This is a genomic window from Mycobacterium sp. IS-1264 (genome assembly GCF_001954195.1).
Lineage (GTDB): Bacteria > Actinomycetota > Actinomycetes > Mycobacteriales > Mycobacteriaceae > Mycobacterium.
The window spans coordinates 24,860-42,707 of sequence record NZ_MBES01000078.1 but is presented as its reverse complement, the minus strand read 5'-3'; the positions used below and the strand labels follow the sequence as shown (position 1 = coordinate 42,707).

Genomic DNA, 17,848 nt, shown 5'->3' with positions numbered 1-17,848 from the left:
CGGATGGCCGGTATCGACCTGAACTCCGATTTGGGCGAGGGCTTCGGCGTCTGGAGCCTCGGGGACGACGACGCCATGCTCGGCATCGTCACGAGCGCCAACGTGGCGTGCGGATTCCATGCCGGGGACCCCGCCGGCCTGCTGCGGGTGTGCCGCTCGGCCGCCGAGCGCGGCGTGCGCATCGGCGCGCAGGTCAGCTACCGGGACCTGGCCGGGTTCGGCCGGCGGTTCATCGACGTCGCGGCCGACGATCTCGTCGCCGACGTCGTCTATCAGATCGGCGCGTTGCAGGCTATCGCGCAGGCGTCCGACTCGACGGTGTCCTACGTGAAACCCCATGGCGCGCTGTACAACACGATCGTGACCAACCGTGAGCAGGCCGCCGCCGTCGCGGAAGCGGTACGCGTGGTGAACGCCGAGCTGCCGGTGCTGGGCATGGCGGGCTCGGCGTTTTTCGACGAAGCCGCCCGCGCCGGGTTGCGCACGGTGGCTGAGGCGTTCGCCGATCGCGCCTACCGGCCGGACGGCCAGCTGGTCTCCCGTCGCGAACCGGGCGCGGTGCTGCACGACCCGGCGGCAATCGCCGAGCGGGTGGTGACAATGGTGACCTCGGGACAGGTCACCGCGATCGACGGCGCCCAGATTCCGATCAGCGTGGAATCCGTTTGCGTGCATGGTGATTCGCCGGGCGCGGTGGCGATCGCGGCCGCGGTACGCGAGCGACTCACCGCGGCCGGCGTCGACCTCAGGTCGTTCGCCTGATGCGCCTGCGGCTCGGTCGTCCCGATATCGCGCGGTATTCGGATCGGTTCGACGTGCCCGCGGCCGAAGCCGATTCGCTTTCGGTGACCTGGATGGGTGTGGCGACACTGCTGCTCGACGACGGGTCGTGCGCGCTGATGACCGACGGCTACTTCTCCCGGCCAAGCCTGGCGCGGGTCGCGGCCGGCAAGCTCTCGCCGTCATCGGCGCGGGTGGACGGCTGCCTGGCCCGGGCGAAGGTGTCGCGGCTGGTGGCCGTCATCCCGGTGCACACGCACATCGACCACGTGATGGATTCCGCGCTGGTCGCCGACCGCACCGGCGCGCAGCTGGTCGGGGGCGAGTCGGCGGCCAACGTCGGGCGCGGATACGGCCTGCCGGAAGACCGCCTCGTCGTCGCCGCCTCCGGTGAGCCAATTCGGTTGGGCGCCTACGAAGTAACGCTGGTGGAGTCGCACCACTGTCCACCCGACCGCTTTCCCGGAACGATCGACGCACCGCTGACGCCGCCGGTGAAGGTGTCGGCCTACCGGTGCGGTGAGGCGTGGTCGACGCTGGTCCACCACCTGCCGTCCGGGCAGCGGCTAATGATCCAGGGCAGCGCCGGCTACGTCGAGGGCGCGCTGGCGGGGCACCGCGCCGACGCGGTCTACCTCAGCGTCGGGCAGCTGGGCGTGCAGCCGCGCTCGTACCTGGATGCCTACTGGAATGAGACCGTGCGCGCGGTCGGCGCGCGACGGGTGATCCTGATCCACTGGGACGATTTCTTCCGCCCGTTGTCGAAACCGCTGCGGGCCTTGCCCTATGCGGGCGACGACTTAGACGCGTCCATCGCCGTCCTCGACGAGCTGGCCGGACGCGACGGCGTCGCCCTGCACATGCCCACGGTGTGGCGTCGCGAAAACCCCTGGGCGTGAAGCGGATCCGGCCAGCGTCTCGGGCATCGCGATCAGATAGAGGGCGAATCCCGCCGCGGCGATGGCGCCCAGTGACATGAACGCGGTGCCGTACCCGGCGGCGACCACGATCCCGCCGGCGACGAAATTCGACAGCGCCGCGCCCACTCCCCACGCGGTGGTTATCGCCCCGAGACTGACGTTGAACCGGCCCGTGCCGTGCGTGACATCCTGGACGACGATCGGAAACAGCGCCCCGAATATGCCAGCGCCGACACCGTCGAGCAACTGCACACCGACAAGCCAGTACGAGTTGTCCGACAGCGGGTACAGGAACGCGCGAACGGTCAACACGGCGAAACCGACCAGGAAGATCGGCTTTCGGCCCCAGACATCGGCTTTAGTGCCGACGAGGTAGGCCACCGGAACCATGACGACCTGCGCGGCGACGATGCACGCCGACATCAGCGCCGTCCCGACCTCTTTGTTGTGCAGGGCCAGCTCCTGGCCGACCAGCGGCAGCATCGCCGCATTGGCGAGGTGGAAGGCGAAGACCACCGCGGCGAAGATCATCAATTGCCGGTTGCGCAGCAGCACCGCGAATCCCGACGGCTCCCCGTGCCGCTTTCCGGTTGCCTTGTCCATACCGCGCGCGACGTCGTTGTCGATGGCGTCGCGCGGGACACGCAGCGTCGCAACAACGCTGATCGCCGCCATCGCCGCCAGCAGCCAAAACACCACCACGGGACCGACGAAGTACGCGAGCCCGCCCGCGGCCGCGGCGGCCGACGCGGTGCCGGCATGCCGGAACGATTCGTTGCGTCCGACCCGTCTGGAGAACAATTTCGGGCCGACGATGCCCAGCGTTATCGCGGCCAACGCCGGATTGAAAATGGACCCGGCGATCCCGGTAACCGCTTGCAGGAACGAGATCGTGTAGAAGCCAGGCAGCAGCGGCATGGCCAACGCGGCCGCGGCGACCCCCACCGCGCCGCCGATGACGAGGCCTCGCTTCGCGGTCGTCTTGTCGACCAACGCGCCGACCGGCGTCTGCGCCACCACGCCGGCGATACCGCCGACCGCCATGACGAATCCGATGGAAGCCTGATCCCAATGATGGGTCAGCAGGAGGTATACGGACAGATACGGGCCCAAACCATCGCGAACGTCGGCCAGCGAAAAGGACAGTAGATCCAGCGCGTGCACCGTCCGGCGCGGAAGCGCCGCAACGGTGTTCGGCTCCGTCATCGATTCCGCTCTCCCGGGACGGTCAGAAGGATCGACGTAGAGTAACCGATCCCGCCGCCGTTCAGCGCGCGCGGGATTGCGCCGCCGACAGGTACCATGCGGCGTCACCGCATTCAGCGTTAGGAGCCCCGCCGCATGGCCTTGACCCTCGGCCTGCTGCTCCTCGCCGTGGTTCTCGGCTTTGCGGTTGTCCGGCCCCGGGGATGGCCCGAGGCGGCCGCGGCGGTTCCGGCGGCGGCAATCCTGATCGCGGTCGGCGCGATATCGGTGCATCAGGCGGCCGACGAGATCGCCGGGCTGTCGGGCGTGGTCGCGTTCCTGGGCGCGGTGCTCGTGCTGGCCAAGCTGTGCGACGACGAAGGTCTGTTCGAGGCCGCGGGCGCGGCGATCGCCCAGGGGCGCGTCGGGTCGGCCGGCTTGCTGCTGCGGGTGTTCGGCATTGCGGCCGCGATCACCGCGGTGCTGAGCCTGGACGCCGCGGTGGTGTTGCTGACCCCGGTGGTGCTGGCCGCCGTCCGGCGGCTGCGGACCCCGGTGCGGCCCTACGCGTACGCGACCGCCCACCTTGCCAACGGCGCCTCGCTGCTGCTGCCGGTGTCGAACCTGACCAACCTGCTGGCCTTTCACACCGCCAACCTCTCGTTCACCAAGTTCACCCTGGCGATGGCGTTGCCGTGGGTGGCCGCCGTGGCCGTCGTCTACGTGGCGTTCCGCCTGTTTTTCGCCGGGGACCTACGCGTCCAGCCCGACCCGGAACACACCGGGCCGGCACCGCGGCCGCCCGTCTTCGTCTTGGTGGTCGTCGGGCTCACGCTCGCCGGGTTCGCCCTCGGCCAATCCGTGGGGGTGGCCCCGGCGTGGGTCGCGCTGGTCGGCGCTTCGGTGCTGGCGGTACGTAGCCTGAGCCGCGGGCACACCTCAGTGGTCGAGATCGCGCGTTCGGCGCAACCGTCGTTCCTGGTGTTCGTGTTGGCGCTGGGTGTCGTTGTGCAGGCGGTGATGGTCCATGGGATGGACAGGGCGATGTCCACAGTGCTGCCGTCGGGCTCGGGACTGCCCGCGCTGCTCGCCGTCGCCACGGTGGCCGCCGTGCTGGCCAACGTCGTCAACAATCTGCCGGCGACGCTGGTGCTGCTGCCGCTCGTCGCGCCTGGCGGCCCGGTTGTCATCCTGGCGGTGCTGATCGGAGTCAACATCGGGCCGAACCTGACCTATGTCGGCTCGCTGTCAAACCTGTTGTGGCGGCGCGTGTTACGACAGCACGATACGGACGCCGGCGTCGGCGAGTACACCCGCCTGGGATTGTGCACCGTGCCCCCGGCGCTGGCGGTGGGCGTGGTGGCGCTGTGGGGGTCGGCGCGGCTGCTGGGGCTGTAGGGTCGGCGGTAGGCCCCGGCCAAGAGCTTCAGGCGCCAATCTCGTCTGCGAGCACGCCGCAGCGCGGGCAGACGATTGCCGGTAGGCACGAGTTCCCGCAGCGATTCCCACGCACGGCGATTTTCCCGCGTTTTCGCGTGACACGCATTAGTGAAGTAGTCGACTACGCTACCGGCCCCTACCCGCGGGCCGTGAGCATGGCTTTCGTCAGATAGGCGCTGAGCAAAGGCGGAGACCATGGCCAAGATCGGCAATAAAGCGGTGGTGTTGGGAGCGAGCATGGCCGGCCTGCTGGCCGCGCGGTCGCTGAGCGAGTTCTACGAAGCAGTCACGGTGGTCGAGCGCGACCCGCTGCCCGGCGCCCTTCCCGCCAACCCGGAGGCTCGTCGAGGCGTGCCGCAGGGCCGGCACCTCCATGGCCTGCTGCCCCGCGGCGCCCAGGTGCTCGAGGAACTGTTCCCCGGCATCCTCGATCAGCTGGTCCTTGACGGTGCGCACTACATCGACGGCCGGGACCTGTCGCGGCTGCACTACGAATTGGGCGGCCACCTGATGGCGCGCACCGGCAGCGCCACCTCGGTTACCGCTTATCTCGCGACCCGCCCGTTCATCGAGGAACACGTCCGCGGACGGCTACGCGGCGTCCCCAACGTCACCCTGCTCGACGAGCACGACATCGTGCAGTTGACATCGACCCCCGACCACCACCGCGTCACGGGAGCGCAGGTGGTCAATCGTCGCACCCGCGAAGTCGCCCCGCTGAGGGCCGATCTGGTGGTCGATGCCACAGGGCGCGCAGCCCGCACCCCGCTGTGGCTGAACCGGATGGGCTACGACCGCCCGCGCGAGGATCATGTCTCGGTGCAGCTGACCTATGTGAGCCAGCTGCTGCGCATGGCGCCGGACGCGCTGCACGAACGCGGTTTCCTCGTCGGTGTCGTGCCGGGTCGCCCGCACGGGCTGGGAATTCTGCACTGCGAGAACGACACCTGGATGTTCACCGTGTTCGGAATGGCAGGACACGAGCCACCCGCCGACATCGCGGCGATGTGCGAGTTCGTCGAGGATTACGCACCGGCCCACATGCTCGCCGCAGTGCGAGCCGCCGAACCTGTCGGAGAGCCCGCGCGGCACCGTCAGCCATCCAGTCAGTGGCGCCGCTACGACAAGATGCGACGATTTCCCGAGGGCTTGCTGGTTATCGGCGATGCGATCTGCAGCTTCAACCCGATCTACGGCCAGGGCATGACGGTGGCCGCATTGGAGGCGGTGGCGCTGCGCGAATGCTTGTCCAGCGGCACAAGGGATTTGGCGCGGAGGTTTTTCCGAGACGCGATGGTGCCGATCCGCCAAGCTTGGGAGCTCTCGGCCAATCCCGACCTGTCCCTGCCCGAAATCGACGGCACACCACCGCTGGCCACCCGGCTGCTCAACGTATACGTCGATCGCGTGCTCGCCGCGGCCGAATACGATACCACCGCATTCAATCAGTTCTTCAGGGTGACAGCACTCGTCGATCCCGCGACCCGGCTGCTGCGCCCGGGCATGATTTGGCGCGCAGCCCGCGCCAACCAACGCAGACGCCGACACGATCTCGACGACGTCGGTGTTCTGGCCGACAGCGTGGCTGGCTAGTCGAGGTCGAGGCCTAGACCTTTGGCGGCAGCGGCATCGCGAGTTCGGCCAGCACGCCGCGCAGCAGCGTCGGGTAGTCGGTGATGAGGCCGTCGACGCCGTCCGCGATTTGCGAACGCATGGCGTCGGTGTCATTGACGGTCCAGGGAATCACCTTGAGCCCCAACGCATGCGCGCGATCGACGTAGGGTTTGCCGGTGACCTGTTGGTAGTCCGGTGAGAGGATGTTGGCGCCAACCAGCAACGCCCCGATCATCGGGTCCCCGATCGTGGCGACATTTTCGCCCGCGACCCAGGCAGAGCCCGGCGCCCAGGTCTCCTCGTCGTACAAGGCGACCAATGGAATCGACGGCTCGGCCCGGTGCACCATGGGCAGCGTGCGCCAGTCGAAGCTTTCGACCTCCACGCGGTCGACCTTGCCCGCTGATCTCACCGCGGCCAGGATCACGTCGACGAATTCCTGCGGGTCTGCCGATCTGCTCGGGTCATCGGCTTCCACCTTGGTCTCGATGTTGTAGCGGACGTCGGCGCGATACGAATCGGCCAGCGCGAACACTTCCCGCAGGCTCGCGATCTTGTTGCCCCGCACCACTTCCGCCCGCGGGAACTCCTCAAGCCGGCGGCCGCAGTCCAGCGTGCGAATCTGCGCCAGGGTCAGCTCGTGCACGAGCTTGCCGACGTAGGGGTACTCGGGGTCGCCGGCGACGACGGGCGCGGTGTCGGAGCACTTCTCGGGCTGAATCGTCGGGTCGTGCCATACCAGGGGCTGCCCGTCCCTGGTGATGCCGACATCGAGTTCGAGTGTGCTGACTCCCAATTCGAGCGATTTGGCGAATGCCCGCAGTGACTCCTCGGTCGTCTCGCCGCGCCCGCCGCGATGGGCCTGCAGGTCGAAGACGGGCGATTGCGCGGACGCCGGCGACGCGAGAAGCACCGCCAGCGCCAACAGTGTGGCGACGAGGCGGCCGGTCAACTAACGCCTTCGCTGACGGGCAATTTCGGCGAGCACCACACCGGCGGCCACCGACGCGTTCAGCGATTCGGTCTGACCGGCCATCGGGATGGACACGACCTCGTCGCAGTTCTGACGCACCAGCCGCGACAGACCCTTGCCCTCGGAGCCGACGACCACCACCGTCGGGTCGGTGCCGTCCAGGTCGTCGAGCGCGGTGTCACCGTCGGCGTCCAATCCGATCACCCGCAGGCCGGCATCGGCCCAATTCTGAAGTGCCCTGGTTAGATTGGTGGCTCGCGCCACCGGAATACGCGCCGCCGCCCCCGCGCTGGTGCGCCACGCCACCGCTGTCACCGAGGCCGAACGTCGCTGCGGGATCAGCACGCCGTGACCACCGAACGCGGCGACCGAACGGACGATGGCGCCGAGATTGCGGGGATCGGAGATGTTGTCCAGCGCGACCAGCAGCGCCGGCGGCGATTTGGCGGCGACCCCGAGCAGGTCGTCAGGGTGGGCATAGTTGTACGGCGGCACCTGCAACGCGATGCCCTGGTGCAGGTGGTTGCTGGTCATCCGGTCCAGGTCCGTGCGCGGTACCTCGAGGATCGCGATGCCCAAATCGGCTGCGCGAGAGACGGATTCGGTGAGACGCTCGTCGGCTTCGGTGCCGAGCGCGACGTAGAGCGCGGTCGCCGGCACGCCCGCGCGCAGGCATTCCAGCACCGGGTTGCGGCCTAGCACGGTTTCGGTTTCGTCGCTGCGTTTGGCCGGCCGTCGCGGCTGCTGGGCGCGTTTGGCGGCGGGATGGTTCGGACGCAGATGTGCGGGCGGCGTGGGACCGCGCCCCTCCAGCCCACGGCGGCGCTGTCCGCCCGAGCCCACGGTGGGGCCCTTCTTGGTGCCGGGTTTGCGTATCGCTCCGCGGCGCCGCGAGTTACCGGCCATCTACCGGCCCTACTTGTCTTGACCGGCCAGCAGCTCCCACTGCGGCCCGTCGGCGGTATCGGTGACCTCGATGCCGGCCTGCTTGAGTCGATCCCGAATCTGGTCGGCGAGAGCCCAATTGCGCTCTTCGCGGGCCTTCTGCCGGCTTTCCAGCTCGGCCTCCACCAGCACGCCGACGGCCGCGAGCGCGGCGGACGTTTCGTCGCGAGATTCCCAGCGTTCGTCGAGTGGATCGCAGCCCAGGATGCCCATCATGGCGCGGATAGACCCGGCGTACGTCAACGCGCCTTCGTGATCGCCCGCGTCGAGCGCCCGGTTGCCCTCCGCGCGGGCGTGATGCACCTCGGCCAGCGCGATCGGGACGGCGAGATCGTCGTCGAGCGCTTCGGCGAAGCGCGGTGTCCAGTCGCCGGGCACGACCGCACCGACCCTGTTGCGGACCCGGTGCAGGAAATCCTCAACGCCGACATAGGCTTTCACGGCGTCCTGTAGGGCGGCCTCGGAGAATTCCAGCATCGACCGGTAATGAGCGCTGCCCAGGTAGTAACGCAGTTCGGCGGGCCGCACCCGCTGCAACATCGCCGGGATGGCCAGCACGTTGCCCAGCGACTTGCTCATCTTCTCCCCGCCCATCGTCACCCAGCCGTTGTGCAGCCAGTAGCGGGCGAACCCATCCCCGGCGGCACGGCTCTGCGCGATTTCGTTCTCATGGTGCGGGAAGACCAAATCCATTCCACCGCAATGAATGTCAAATTCCGGGCCCAGGTACTCGCGCGCCATCGCCACGCATTCGGTGTGCCAGCCGGGCCGTCCGCGCCCCCACGGTGTCGGCCATGACGGCTCGCCGGGCTTGGCGCCCTTCCACAGCGTGAAGTCACGCTGGTCTCGCTTGCCGCTGGCCACGCCCTCGCCCTGGTGGACGTCGTCGATCTTGTGCCCGGAGAGCTGGCCGTATTCCGGGTAGCTGAGCACGTCGAAGTAGACGTCGCCGTCGCCGGTGTACGCGTGGCCCTTTTCGATCAGCCGCTCGATTAACTCGACCATCTGCGTGATGTGCCCGGTCGCCCGCGGCTCCGCGGACGGCGGCAAGACATCCAGGGCGTCGTAGGCCGCGCTGAAAGCGCGTTCGTACGTGGCCGCCCACTCCCACCACGGCCGGCATGCCGCGGCGGCCTTGTTGAGAATCTTGTCGTCGATATCGGTCACGTTGCGGATGAATGCGACGTCGTAGCCGCGCGCGATCAACCAGCGCCGCAAGATGTCGAAGGCCACCCCGCTGCGGACGTGGCCGATATGTGGCAGGCCCTGCACCGTCGCGCCACACAGGTAGATGGAGACGTGGCCCTCGCGCAGCGGAATGAAATCACGAACGGCACCGGCGGCCGTGTCGTGTAGCCGCATGCGGGCGTGATCGGTCACGACGTGCCAGCTTACCTGCTGGTTCCGATTTGCCCGGCCCTCAGGGCAGGGCCGCGGCGGCCGAACGCCTTGCCGTCAACAGGGGTCGCCATCGGGCGTGTAATACGGCACGCCCTCGACCGAGTAACACGGCACCTCACCCGGCCAGTACGGATCGGTTGCCCCCGCTATGGCCGCGCCGGCCGCGACATCGCCGGCCACGTGGCTGCATCCACCCACGGCGACGTGGCGTCCGTCGGCGCCGGCGCACACATCGGCGTGCGCCACCGGCGCCAGTGCCAGCGGCGCCGCGGCCAGCGCCATCGCTGTCAATAGAGCGGCTGTCGGCTTGTTCATCGTGCACTCCTATATCCAGCCCCGCCTACCGTGATTATTGCCCCGCACGACCCGGTTCGTCGCCGATCGGGACCAATAGCGCCGTCGCGATGGCGGCCAGGCCCTCGCCCCGCCCGGTCAGGCCCAGGCCGTCGGTGGTCGTGGCCGACACGGATACCGGCGCCCGCAGCAGACCCGACAGCGCCTCCTGCGCCTCGGCGCGGCGCGGGCCGATCTTGGGCTGGTTGCCTATCACCTGCACGGCGGCGTTTCCCACCCGGTAGCCGTGCCGCGCGATCAAATCGACGACGTGGCGCAACATGTCGGCGCCGCTGGCGCCTTTCCAGCGCGGATCATCGATGCCGAAGACACCGCCGATATCGCCCAGCCCCGCGGCCGACAACACGGCGTCGCACAGCGCGTGAGCCCCGACGTCGCCGTCGGAATGGCCTGCGCAACCGTCCGCTCCGGGAAACAGCAGCCCCACTAGCCAACAGGGCCGACCCGGTTCGATCGGGTGCACGTCGGTGCCCAGCCCGACCCTCGGCAGTTCGCTCACCGGTGCACGATCGTTTCGGCCAGCCGTAGATCCAGCTGGGTGGTGATCTTGAAGGCCAGCGGGTCGCCGTCGACCACCTGGACCTGGCCGCCGAGTTGCTCGACGAGCGACGCGTCATCGGTGAATTCGGCGGTACCCGCGCGCGCGTAGGCGCGCAGCAGCAGGTCGGTGACGAAGCCCTGCGGCGTCTGCACGGCGCGCAGGCCGGCCCGCTCCGGCGTGCCCAGGACCACCCCGTTGGCGTCCACGGCCTTGATGGTGTCAGACAACGGCAGCGCGGGCACGACGGCCGGGTGGCCCGACCACAACGCCACGACCACCCGCACGATCAATTCCGGTGGCGTCAGCGCCCGGGCGGCGTCGTGGACGAGCACGAATTCCGGTTGGCCGGGCAGGGCGGACAAAGCCAGGTTGACCGAGTCGGCGCGAGCGGCGCCGCCGGCCACGACGGTGGCTTGGGCTCCCAGGACTTGGTTGGCCTGGTCGATGCGATCGGAGGGCACCGCCGCCACAACGTGGTTAACGACCCCCGACTTCAGCAGGCCCGAGATGGCCCATTCGAGCAACGTGCGGCCATGGAGCTCGCAGAATGCTTTCGGAATCCCGGCCGCCAGTCGTTCACCCGAGCCCGCGGCCGGGACGATTGCGACTACGCTGCCCGCTGCCCCGACCACCAGAGCCTCTGGGCTTTCAGGAAGCGGCGGCCAAAACCTCGTCGAGGATGGTCTCCGCTTTGGCGTCGTCGGTGCTCTCGGCCAGCGCCAGCTCGCCAACCAAAATCTGGCGCGCCTTGGCCAACATGCGCTTCTCGCCGGCGGACAGTCCGCGCTCCTGGTCGCGACGCCATAGGTCGCGCACTACCTCGGCCACCTTGTTGACGTCACCGGAGGCGAGCTTTTCCAGGTTCGCCTTGTAGCGGCGCGACCAGTTGGTGGGCTCTTCGGTGTGGGGAGCGCGCAGCACCTGGAAAACCTTGTCGAGGCCTTCTTGGCCGACGACGTCGCGGACACCGACGTACTCAGCGTTTTCTGCGGGTACTCGAACGGTCAGGTCCCCCTGCGCCACTTTCAAGACGAGATACTCTTTTTGTTCCCCTTTGATGGTTCGGGTTTCGATCGCCTCGACTAACGCAGCACCGTGGTGTGGATAGACAACGGTGTCGCCGACCTTGAAGATCATCTGATTGGAGCCCCTTTCGTTACTTCATGCTAGCACGGCGGGCCGACGCATGCGGAACAACGGTGCAGGTCAGGGGCACAACACGTGCAGATTAGGGGTTGACAGGCGGAGAAGAACGTGCACTGGAACACAGTACCAACGTCCTCACCTGACCTGTCCGGGGACCCCGTCCGGACCCCTGCGGCCCTGGTCTGGTGCCCTGCGCTACCGCTCCGATGGCCTTCCTACTACTGTGCATAGTTGCACCATGGAACGGCCGTACGACGGCGCGAGGCCCCGCAGGAGGCAATGAGTGAACCGCTTCAAGATCGGCCTGGTCGCCTTGATCGCCGTCGCGCTCACGGGTTGCGGCGCCGGGCAGATCTCGCAGATGGCCACCCAGGAGCCCGCCGTCAACGGCAACAAGGTCACGATCAACAACGTGGCGCTGCGCGACATCCGCATCCAGGCCGTGCAGACCGGCGACTACATTCAGCCGGGCCGACCGGTGGACCTGGTGCTGGTCGCCGTCAATCAGTCGCCCGACGTCGAGGACCGACTGGTGGGCGTGACGAGCGACATCGGGACGGTGACGGTCACTGGCGACGCGCGACTGCCCGCCGGCGGGATGCTGTTCGTCGGGACGCCCGAAGGCGCGAAGGTGGCGCCGGGACCCCTGGGTTCCAGCAATGCCGCAAAGGCGACCGTCGCCCTCGCCAAGCCCATCACCAACGGCCTCACCTACAACTTCACGTTCAACTTCGAGAAGGCCGGGCAGGCCAGCGTGCTGGTGCCGATCTCGGCCGGGCTGGGGCCACAGCCAGCCTGAGGCACGACTCGCCGTCCTGTGCGGCCGGGCTTGTCGGTCCAGCCCGATACCGTCATGGCGTGGCAAACGTGCGCTCGCAATACCGCTGTTCGGAATGCCGGCATGTCACCGCCAAGTGGGTGGGTCGCTGCCTGGAGTGCGGTACGTGGGGCACGGTCGACGAGGTAGCGGTGCTCAGCGCGGTCGGCGGCAACGGCCGCAGGGTGGGCCTGGCTTCGGGCTCGAACTCGCAGGCCGTTCCGATCAATTCCATTGCGCCCAACGTGAGCCGGCACCGGTCGACGGGCGTGGATGAACTCGACCGCGTTCTGGGCGGCGGTGTGGTGCCGGGCTCGGTGACGTTGCTGGCGGGCGATCCCGGCGTGGGCAAGTCGACGCTGTTGCTCAAGGTCGCCCACCGCTGGGCGCAGTCCGGCAGGCGCGCGCTGTACATCTCCGGTGAGGAGTCCGCCGGCCAGATCCGGTTGCGCGCCGACCGGATCGGCTGCGGCGGCGACGAGCTCTATCTGGCCACCGAATCCGATCTGCACACCGTGCTCGACCACATCGCGACGGTGAAGCCCGCGCTGGTCATCGTCGACTCGGTGCAGACCATGTCCACCACCGAAGCCGACGGCGTCGCCGGCGGCGTTACCCAGGTGCGGGCGGTCACGGCCAGGCTGACCGCCGCCGCGAAGGCCGGCGACGTCGCGCTGATCCTCGTCGGCCACGTCACCAAGGACGGCGCCATCGCCGGGCCGCGCTCACTCGAACACCTCGTCGACGTGGTGCTGCATTTCGAAGGCGACCGCAACGGCACGCTGCGGATGGTCCGCGGGATCAAGAACCGCTTCGGTGCCGCCGACGAAGTCGGCTGTTTCATGTTGCACGACAACGGCATTGAAGGCGTGGCCGACCCGTCGAACCTGTTCTTGGATCAACGGCCCGCGCCGGTCGCGGGCACCGCGATCACCGTCACGCTGGACGGCAAGCGACCGCTCATCGGCGAAGTCCAGGCGCTGCTGGCGACGCCTTCGGGCGGTTCGCCGCGCCGCGCCGTCAGCGGCATCGACCACTCGCGGGCGGCGATGATCGCGGCCGTGCTGGAAAAGCACGCCAGGCTGGCAATCGCCGTCAACGACATCTACCTGTCCACCGTGGGCGGCATGCGGTTGACCGATCCGTCGTCCGACCTGGCCGTCGCGGTGGCGCTGGCGTCGGCGTATGCGAAGCTGCCGCTGCCCACGACGGCGGTGATGATCGGCGAGGTGGGTCTGGCGGGCGACCTGCGCCGCGTCAGCGGCATGGAACGGCGGCTGAGCGAAGCGGCGCGCCAGGGCTTCAACATCGCGCTGATCCCCGACGGCGACGACCCGCGACGCGAGATCGTGCCACCGGGCATGCGGGCGCTGCGCGCACCCACCATCGGCGCCGCGCTGGAGCACATGGTCGACATCGGCGACCACCGCGGCAACGCGATTCCGGGCCTCAGTGGCTAGACGTGGCTAGACGCAGCGCCCAATCGGGCCGCAGAATGCACGCTGTGACCCGTCCGACCTTGCGTGAGACCATCGCCCGGCTGGCGCCCGGCACTGGGCTCCGGGACGGCCTCGAGCGCATCCTGCGCGGCCGTACCGGTGCGCTGATCGTGCTCGGCAACGACGAGAACGTTGAGGCTATCTGCGACGGCGGCTTTGCCCTCGACGTCCGCTACGCCCCCACCCGGCTGCGCGAGCTGGCAAAGATGGACGGCGCCGTCGTGCTGTCCACCGACGGCAGCCGCATCGTGCGCGCCAACGTGCAGTTGGTCCCGGATCCGTCGATCCCCACCGACGAATCGGGAACCCGGCACCGCTCGGCCGAACGGGCCGCCATTCAGACCGGCCACCCGGTGATCTCGGTCAGCCACTCGATGAACATCGTCACCGTCTACGTCGCCGGGGAACGGCACGTCGTCGCGGACTCCGCCACCATCCTGTCGCGGGCCAATCAAGCCATCGCGACCCTGGAACGCTACAAGGCCCGGCTCGACGAGGTCAGCAGGCAGCTGTCGCGGGCCGAGATCGAGGACTTCGTCACGCTGCGCGACGCGATGACGGTGGTGCAGCGGCTGGAGCTGGTCCGGCGGATCGGCCTGGCGATCGATTACGACTGCGTCGAGCTCGGCACCGACGGACGTCAGCTGCGGCTGCAGCTCGAGGAGCTGCTGGGCGGCAACGACACCGCCCGCGAGCTGATCGTGCGCGACTATCACGCCAGCCCCGAACCGCTATCCGAAGCGCAAATCACCGCCACCCTCAGCGAGTTGGACGCCCTGTCGGACACCGAGCTACTCGACTTCACTTCGCTGGCAAAGGTTTTCGGGTATCCGACGACCGCCGAGGCGCAGGACTCGGCGCTGAGCCCGCGTGGCTATCGCGCGATGGCCGGTATCCCGCGGCTGCAGTTCGCCCACGTGGATTTGTTGGTCAGGGCGTTCGGGACGCTGCAGGGCCTGCTGGCGGCCAGCGCCAACGACCTGCAATCGGTCGACGGCATCGGCACGATGTGGGCCCGCCACGTGCGGGAGGGCTTGTCGCACCTTGCGGAGTCGACGATCGCCGACCCGCTGAGCTGAGCTCGGTTACCCCGTAGGGGGGCCCGGGGGAACCCCGGGCGGCGCCTCGGGCTGCGGCACCGCCGGCTGACCCGGCACCGGACCCGGCGGCGCCGGCGGCTGGTTCAGGATGAACGGGACCGGCAGCGAGCGCAGATTGCCCAGCTGCACCACGAGGTTGTAGGTACCCGGCCCGATACCCGGCCGCGGCAGCGGGCAGTGCGGCGCCGACCCCATCCCGGTCCAAGTGACCGCGGTCGTCACCTGTTCACCCGGGGTGAAGGTCTTCACCAGGGTTTCGTTGGACGGCGCGCAGTCCAGGTTGGACCACAGGCGCTTGTTGTCGAGCGAGTACACATATGCCGCCAGCACCGCGGCCCCGACGTCCCGCTTGCAGGACACCAGCCCGATGTTGGTGACGACCATGGTGAATTTCGGCTGGTCACCGATGAAATATTGGGGAGCGTTGGTCAGCCCCTTGACGGCCAGCGTCGAATCGGGGCAGTCATCGCCCTCCTTCAGCACCGGCGGCGGCTGCACGGCGGCGGTGGGTGTCGGAGACTCCGGGTTTTGGCCCTGGGGCGCCGGCGCGGGGGCCGGACCTTCCGGCGCGACCGGCGGGGGCGCCTGGGGTGCGGGCGATCCCGGCTTGCTCTGCGCGGAGTTGGGTTTGTCGGCGTTGGCGGGCTTTGCACCCGCGTTGTTGCTCATGAAGGCGATGACGGTGGCGACGACGATCCCGATCACTACTACCGCGATGCCCAGGGCCAGGCCCCGGCGCCGCCAATAGATCTCGGTCGGTAGCGGGCCACGCGGTTCCAGATCCAGCACATTCACACCGTAGGGCCAGGTCACGTGGTTTTGCCCGACCCGCCCCGGCGTGTCGCGATGTTAGCTGGCCAGCAGGCGTGTAAGAGGCCGTTATTCGCCGATATCGCCCACGTGGTCGACCAGCACCACGTGCCCTTCGGCGAGTTGATAGGTAACGCCCGCTACCGCCAGCGTGCCGCCCGCGACCCGCTCCGCGATCGCCGTCGAACGCGCCACCAGCTGCGCCAGCGTCTCGCGCACGTGGCGTTCCTCGAGCTCGTCGACCCGGCTCAACCCGTCGCGGCGGCCCATCAGGATCGACGGCGCGACCCGCTCCACCACGTCCCGGACGAAACCGGCCGGTATCGCGCCGTCATCGATCGCCTGTATCGCCGCCTTGACGGCACCGCAACTGGTGTGGCCGAGGATGACGATGAGCGGCACGTCGAGGGCCGTCACCGCGTACTCGATGGAGCCCAGGACCGCCGAATCGATCGCCTGACCGGCGGTGCGCACCACGAACACGTCGCCCAGGCCCTGATCGAAGAGCAACTCGGCGGCCACCCGGCTGTCCGCGCAGCCAAATATCACCGCGGTGGGCTTTTGACCCGCGGCCAGGCTGGCCCGGTGATCGACGCTCTGGCTGGGATGCTGCGGCTTGCCGGCCACGAATCGCTCGTTACCCTCTTTGAGTGCTTTCCACGCGGTTACCGGACTGGTGTTGGGCATGGCACACATCATGCCGCACGGGCGAATGAACGTCCCTCCGAACGAGCTCATCGACTGGTATGACCGATCGCGCCGCGACCTGCCGTGGCGCGAGCCCGGAGTCAGCGCGTGGCAGATCCTGGTCAGCGAGTTCATGCTGCAGCAGACGCCGGTGGCCCGGGTGCTGGCGATCTGGCCGGATTGGGTACAGCGCTGGCCCACCCCGTCGGCCACGGCCGCCGCCAGCGCGGCCGACGTCCTGCGCGCCTGGGGAAAGCTGGGCTATCCGAGGCGGGCCAAACGGCTGCACGAATGCGCCACGGCCATTGCCCGCGACCACGGCGACGTGGTTCCCGACGACGTCGAAACCCTGCTGACGCTGCCCGGCATCGGCAGCTATACCGCGCGCGCCGTAGCCTGCTTCGCCTATGGCCACGCGGTACCTGTGGTGGACACGAATGTGCGACGGGTGGTGGCCCGCGCCGTACACGGCCTGGCCGACGCGGGCGCGCCCGCTGCGGCGCGCGATCACACCGACGTCGCGGCGCTCCTGCCGCGCGACGACACGGCGCCGAAGTTTTCGGTGGCGCTGATGGAACTGGGCGCGACGGTGTGTACCGCGCGCACGCCGCGATGCGGGCTGTGTCCCCTCGACCGGTGCGCGTGGCGGCATGCGGGATACCCGCCGGCGCAGGGTCCGGCGCGACGCGTCCAGACCTACGCCGGAACGGACCGTCAGGTTCGCGGGCGATTGCTGGATGTGTTGCGGACCAACGATTCTCCGGTGACGCGCGCGCAGCTGGACGTGGCGTGGCTAACCGATTGCGCTCAGCGCGACCGGGCGCTGGATTCGCTACTCGCCGACGGGTTGGTGACCCAGACTCCAGACGGCCGCTTCGGGTTAGCCGGCGAGGAATGACTCGACCGCCTCGCGGTACACCTGCGGCGCTTCGTCGTGGATCAGGTGACCCGCCTGTTTGACCGCCAAATACGTTGTCGGGGAATCGGTTTGAGTCATCGCGCGCATCTGGCCGTGCGGCGTGACCGAGTTGCCGGCCTCGATGAGCAGCGCCGGCGCCCGCACCGCCCGCCATTGCGACCAGTAGTCGCGGGTGCCCCACTCGGCTGCGATCTCTATCCATCGCGACGTGTGGCCGTGCAACCGCCAGCCGGTGGGGGTGCGATCGAAGGCGTCCAGGAAATACTGGCCCGCGATGGGGCCGAATTCATCGAATACTTGCTGCGCGGAATCGAATTCGACCGGAAGGGCATGAAGCCAGGGCTCCCAGGGGCCGGTGGTGCGCCCGCGGAAGTCGGGGGCCATGTCCTCGACCACCAACGCCGACACCAAATCGGGACGCTGCGCGGCCAGACACCACGAGTGCAGGGCACCCATCGAGTGCCCGACCATCCGGGCCGGTGCCCCCAATCCGCTCACCGCGTCGCCGAGATCGGCCACGAACCGCTCGGTGCTGATCGGAAACGGATCGTCGACGTCGCGGCCGCGGTGCCACGGTGCGTCGTAGGTGTACACGGTGCCCAAACGGGTCAGCCACGGCAGCTGCCGCGACCAGGTGGTGCCCCTGCCCATCAGGCCGTGCACCAGTACCAACGGTGCGCCTTGGCCGCCGTGGCAGGTCAGCAGATCGCCGGGCAT

At 68.7% G+C, this 17,848-nt stretch carries 19 protein-coding genes; 8 read left to right on the top strand and 11 right to left on the bottom strand.

What is annotated here, in order from left to right:
• The first annotated feature begins 3 nt into the window (after window positions 1-3).
• A complete protein-coding gene (locus A5744_RS20360) occupies window positions 4-762 on the top strand; it encodes a 5-oxoprolinase subunit PxpA (protein ID WP_076064145.1) in 759 nt (252 codons plus the stop codon).
• The gene (locus A5744_RS20355; protein WP_076064143.1) at window positions 762-1,679 is read left to right on the top strand and encodes an MBL fold metallo-hydrolase; all 918 of its coding nucleotides are present in this window, start codon (window positions 762-764) and stop codon (window positions 1,677-1,679) included. The genes A5744_RS20360 and A5744_RS20355 overlap by 1 nt, the downstream gene beginning before the upstream one ends.
• Here the strand turns inward: A5744_RS20355 and A5744_RS20350 are convergent.
• Window positions 1,581-2,906 carry an MFS transporter gene (locus tag A5744_RS20350; RefSeq protein ID WP_076064141.1) on the bottom strand — a complete coding sequence of 442 codons (1,326 nt, stop codon included), beginning with the start codon at window positions 2,904-2,906 and terminating at the stop codon, window positions 1,581-1,583. The two genes, A5744_RS20355 and A5744_RS20350, sit on opposite strands and share 99 nt — an antisense overlap.
• Before the next feature lie 135 nt (window positions 2,907-3,041).
• On the opposite strand from A5744_RS20350, the gene A5744_RS20345 reads away from it, so the two are divergent.
• Window positions 3,042-4,283, top strand: coding sequence for an SLC13 family permease (locus A5744_RS20345; RefSeq protein WP_076064140.1), 1,242 nt, complete (start codon window positions 3,042-3,044; stop codon window positions 4,281-4,283).
• 237 nt (window positions 4,284-4,520) lie between these two features.
• Complete coding sequence (locus A5744_RS20340; RefSeq protein WP_076064138.1) at window positions 4,521-5,918, top strand: FAD-binding protein; 1,398 nt, start codon at window positions 4,521-4,523, stop codon at window positions 5,916-5,918.
• A gap of 13 nt (window positions 5,919-5,931) precedes the next feature.
• Here the strand turns inward: A5744_RS20340 and A5744_RS20335 are convergent, their stop codons facing one another.
• The 7 genes from A5744_RS20335 to carD form a co-directional block, all read right to left on the bottom strand.
• Window positions 5,932-6,891: a glycerophosphodiester phosphodiesterase gene (locus tag A5744_RS20335; RefSeq protein WP_076064136.1), complete on the bottom strand. Its 960-nt coding sequence runs from the start codon at window positions 6,889-6,891 to the stop codon at window positions 5,932-5,934.
• Window positions 6,892-7,818: a 23S rRNA (guanosine(2251)-2'-O)-methyltransferase RlmB gene (gene rlmB, locus A5744_RS20330; RefSeq protein ID WP_076064135.1), complete on the bottom strand. Its 927-nt coding sequence runs from the start codon at window positions 7,816-7,818 to the stop codon at window positions 6,892-6,894. It lies immediately after the preceding gene.
• A gap of 9 nt (window positions 7,819-7,827) precedes the next feature.
• The gene (gene cysS / locus A5744_RS20325) at window positions 7,828-9,237 is read right to left on the bottom strand and encodes a cysteine--tRNA ligase (RefSeq protein WP_076064133.1); all 1,410 of its coding nucleotides are present in this window, start codon (window positions 9,235-9,237) and stop codon (window positions 7,828-7,830) included.
• A 75-nt stretch (window positions 9,238-9,312) separates the two neighbouring features.
• The gene (locus A5744_RS20320) at window positions 9,313-9,573 is read right to left on the bottom strand and encodes a hypothetical protein (protein ID WP_076064131.1); all 261 of its coding nucleotides are present in this window, start codon (window positions 9,571-9,573) and stop codon (window positions 9,313-9,315) included.
• 34 nt (window positions 9,574-9,607) lie between these two features.
• The gene (gene ispF / locus A5744_RS20315; RefSeq protein ID WP_076064129.1) at window positions 9,608-10,111 is read right to left on the bottom strand and encodes a 2-C-methyl-D-erythritol 2,4-cyclodiphosphate synthase; all 504 of its coding nucleotides are present in this window, start codon (window positions 10,109-10,111) and stop codon (window positions 9,608-9,610) included.
• A complete protein-coding gene (gene ispD / locus A5744_RS20310; RefSeq protein ID WP_076064128.1) occupies window positions 10,108-10,785 on the bottom strand; it encodes a 2-C-methyl-D-erythritol 4-phosphate cytidylyltransferase in 678 nt (225 codons plus the stop codon). Before ispD ends, ispF begins: the two co-directional genes overlap by 4 nt.
• A gap of 16 nt (window positions 10,786-10,801) precedes the next feature.
• Entirely contained in the window at window positions 10,802-11,290 is a 489-nt protein-coding gene (carD, locus tag A5744_RS20305; RefSeq protein WP_003419482.1) for an RNA polymerase-binding transcription factor CarD, read from the bottom strand.
• A gap of 292 nt (window positions 11,291-11,582) precedes the next feature.
• Between carD and A5744_RS20300 the strand changes: the two genes are divergently transcribed.
• The 3 genes from A5744_RS20300 to disA are packed head-to-tail and all read left to right on the top strand — an operon-like array spanning window position 11,583 to window position 14,694.
• Window positions 11,583-12,098 carry a hypothetical protein gene (locus A5744_RS20300; protein WP_076064126.1) on the top strand — a complete coding sequence of 172 codons (516 nt, stop codon included), beginning with the start codon at window positions 11,583-11,585 and terminating at the stop codon, window positions 12,096-12,098.
• Between the two features lie 59 nt (window positions 12,099-12,157).
• Entirely contained in the window at window positions 12,158-13,576 is a 1,419-nt protein-coding gene (radA, locus tag A5744_RS20295; protein ID WP_076064125.1) for a DNA repair protein RadA, read from the top strand.
• 35 nt (window positions 13,577-13,611) lie between these two features.
• Window positions 13,612-14,694 (top strand): DNA integrity scanning diadenylate cyclase DisA, encoded by a 1,083-nt coding sequence (gene disA, locus A5744_RS20290; protein ID WP_139329565.1) that lies wholly within the window; start codon window positions 13,612-13,614, stop codon window positions 14,692-14,694.
• Window positions 14,695-14,700: 6 nt separating this feature from the next.
• On the opposite strand, the gene A5744_RS20285 is transcribed toward disA, so the two are convergent.
• Window positions 14,701-15,504, bottom strand: a complete 804-nt coding sequence (locus A5744_RS20285; RefSeq protein ID WP_139329567.1) for a hypothetical protein — start codon at window positions 15,502-15,504, stop codon at window positions 14,701-14,703.
• Window positions 15,505-15,594: 90 nt separating this feature from the next.
• Window positions 15,595-16,212 carry a carbonic anhydrase gene (locus A5744_RS20280; RefSeq protein WP_076064121.1) on the bottom strand — a complete coding sequence of 206 codons (618 nt, stop codon included), beginning with the start codon at window positions 16,210-16,212 and terminating at the stop codon, window positions 15,595-15,597.
• Here A5744_RS20280 and A5744_RS20275 point away from each other — a divergent pair.
• Complete coding sequence (locus A5744_RS20275; protein WP_076064119.1) at window positions 16,211-17,110, top strand: A/G-specific adenine glycosylase; 900 nt, start codon at window positions 16,211-16,213, stop codon at window positions 17,108-17,110. The genes A5744_RS20280 and A5744_RS20275 overlap by 2 nt on opposite strands.
• On the opposite strand, the gene A5744_RS20270 is transcribed toward A5744_RS20275, so the two are convergent.
• Window positions 17,093-17,848 (bottom strand): alpha/beta hydrolase, encoded by a 756-nt coding sequence (locus tag A5744_RS20270; protein WP_076064118.1) that lies wholly within the window; start codon window positions 17,846-17,848, stop codon window positions 17,093-17,095. The genes A5744_RS20275 and A5744_RS20270 overlap by 18 nt on opposite strands.

Bases quoted from the DNA above. Each gene is read 5' to 3' on its own strand.
- A5744_RS20360 (WP_076064145.1), top strand. From the start codon at position 4: ATGGCCGGTATCGACCTGAACTCCGATTTGGGCGAGGGCTTCGGCGTC.
- A5744_RS20355 (WP_076064143.1), top strand. From the start codon at position 762: ATGCGCCTGCGGCTCGGTCGTCCCGATATCGCGCGGTATTCGGATCGG.
- A5744_RS20350 (WP_076064141.1), bottom strand. From the start codon at position 2,906: ATGACGGAGCCGAACACCGTTGCGGCGCTTCCGCGCCGGACGGTGCAC.
- A5744_RS20345 (WP_076064140.1), top strand. From the start codon at position 3,042: ATGGCCTTGACCCTCGGCCTGCTGCTCCTCGCCGTGGTTCTCGGCTTT.
- A5744_RS20340 (WP_076064138.1), top strand. From the start codon at position 4,521: ATGGCCAAGATCGGCAATAAAGCGGTGGTGTTGGGAGCGAGCATGGCC.
- rlmB (WP_076064135.1), bottom strand. From the start codon at position 7,818: ATGGCCGGTAACTCGCGGCGCCGCGGAGCGATACGCAAACCCGGCACC.
- A5744_RS20320 (WP_076064131.1), bottom strand. From the start codon at position 9,573: ATGAACAAGCCGACAGCCGCTCTATTGACAGCGATGGCGCTGGCCGCG.
- carD (WP_003419482.1), bottom strand. From the start codon at position 11,290: ATGATCTTCAAGGTCGGCGACACCGTTGTCTATCCACACCACGGTGCT.
- disA (WP_139329565.1), top strand. From the start codon at position 13,612: ATGCACGCTGTGACCCGTCCGACCTTGCGTGAGACCATCGCCCGGCTG.
- A5744_RS20275 (WP_076064119.1), top strand. From the start codon at position 16,211: ATGGCACACATCATGCCGCACGGGCGAATGAACGTCCCTCCGAACGAG.
- A5744_RS20280 (WP_076064121.1), bottom strand. From the start codon at position 16,212: ATGCCCAACACCAGTCCGGTAACCGCGTGGAAAGCACTCAAAGAGGGT.
- A5744_RS20270 (WP_076064118.1), bottom strand. From the start codon at position 17,848: ATGCCCGGCGATCTGCTGACCTGCCACGGCGGCCAAGGCGCACCGTTG.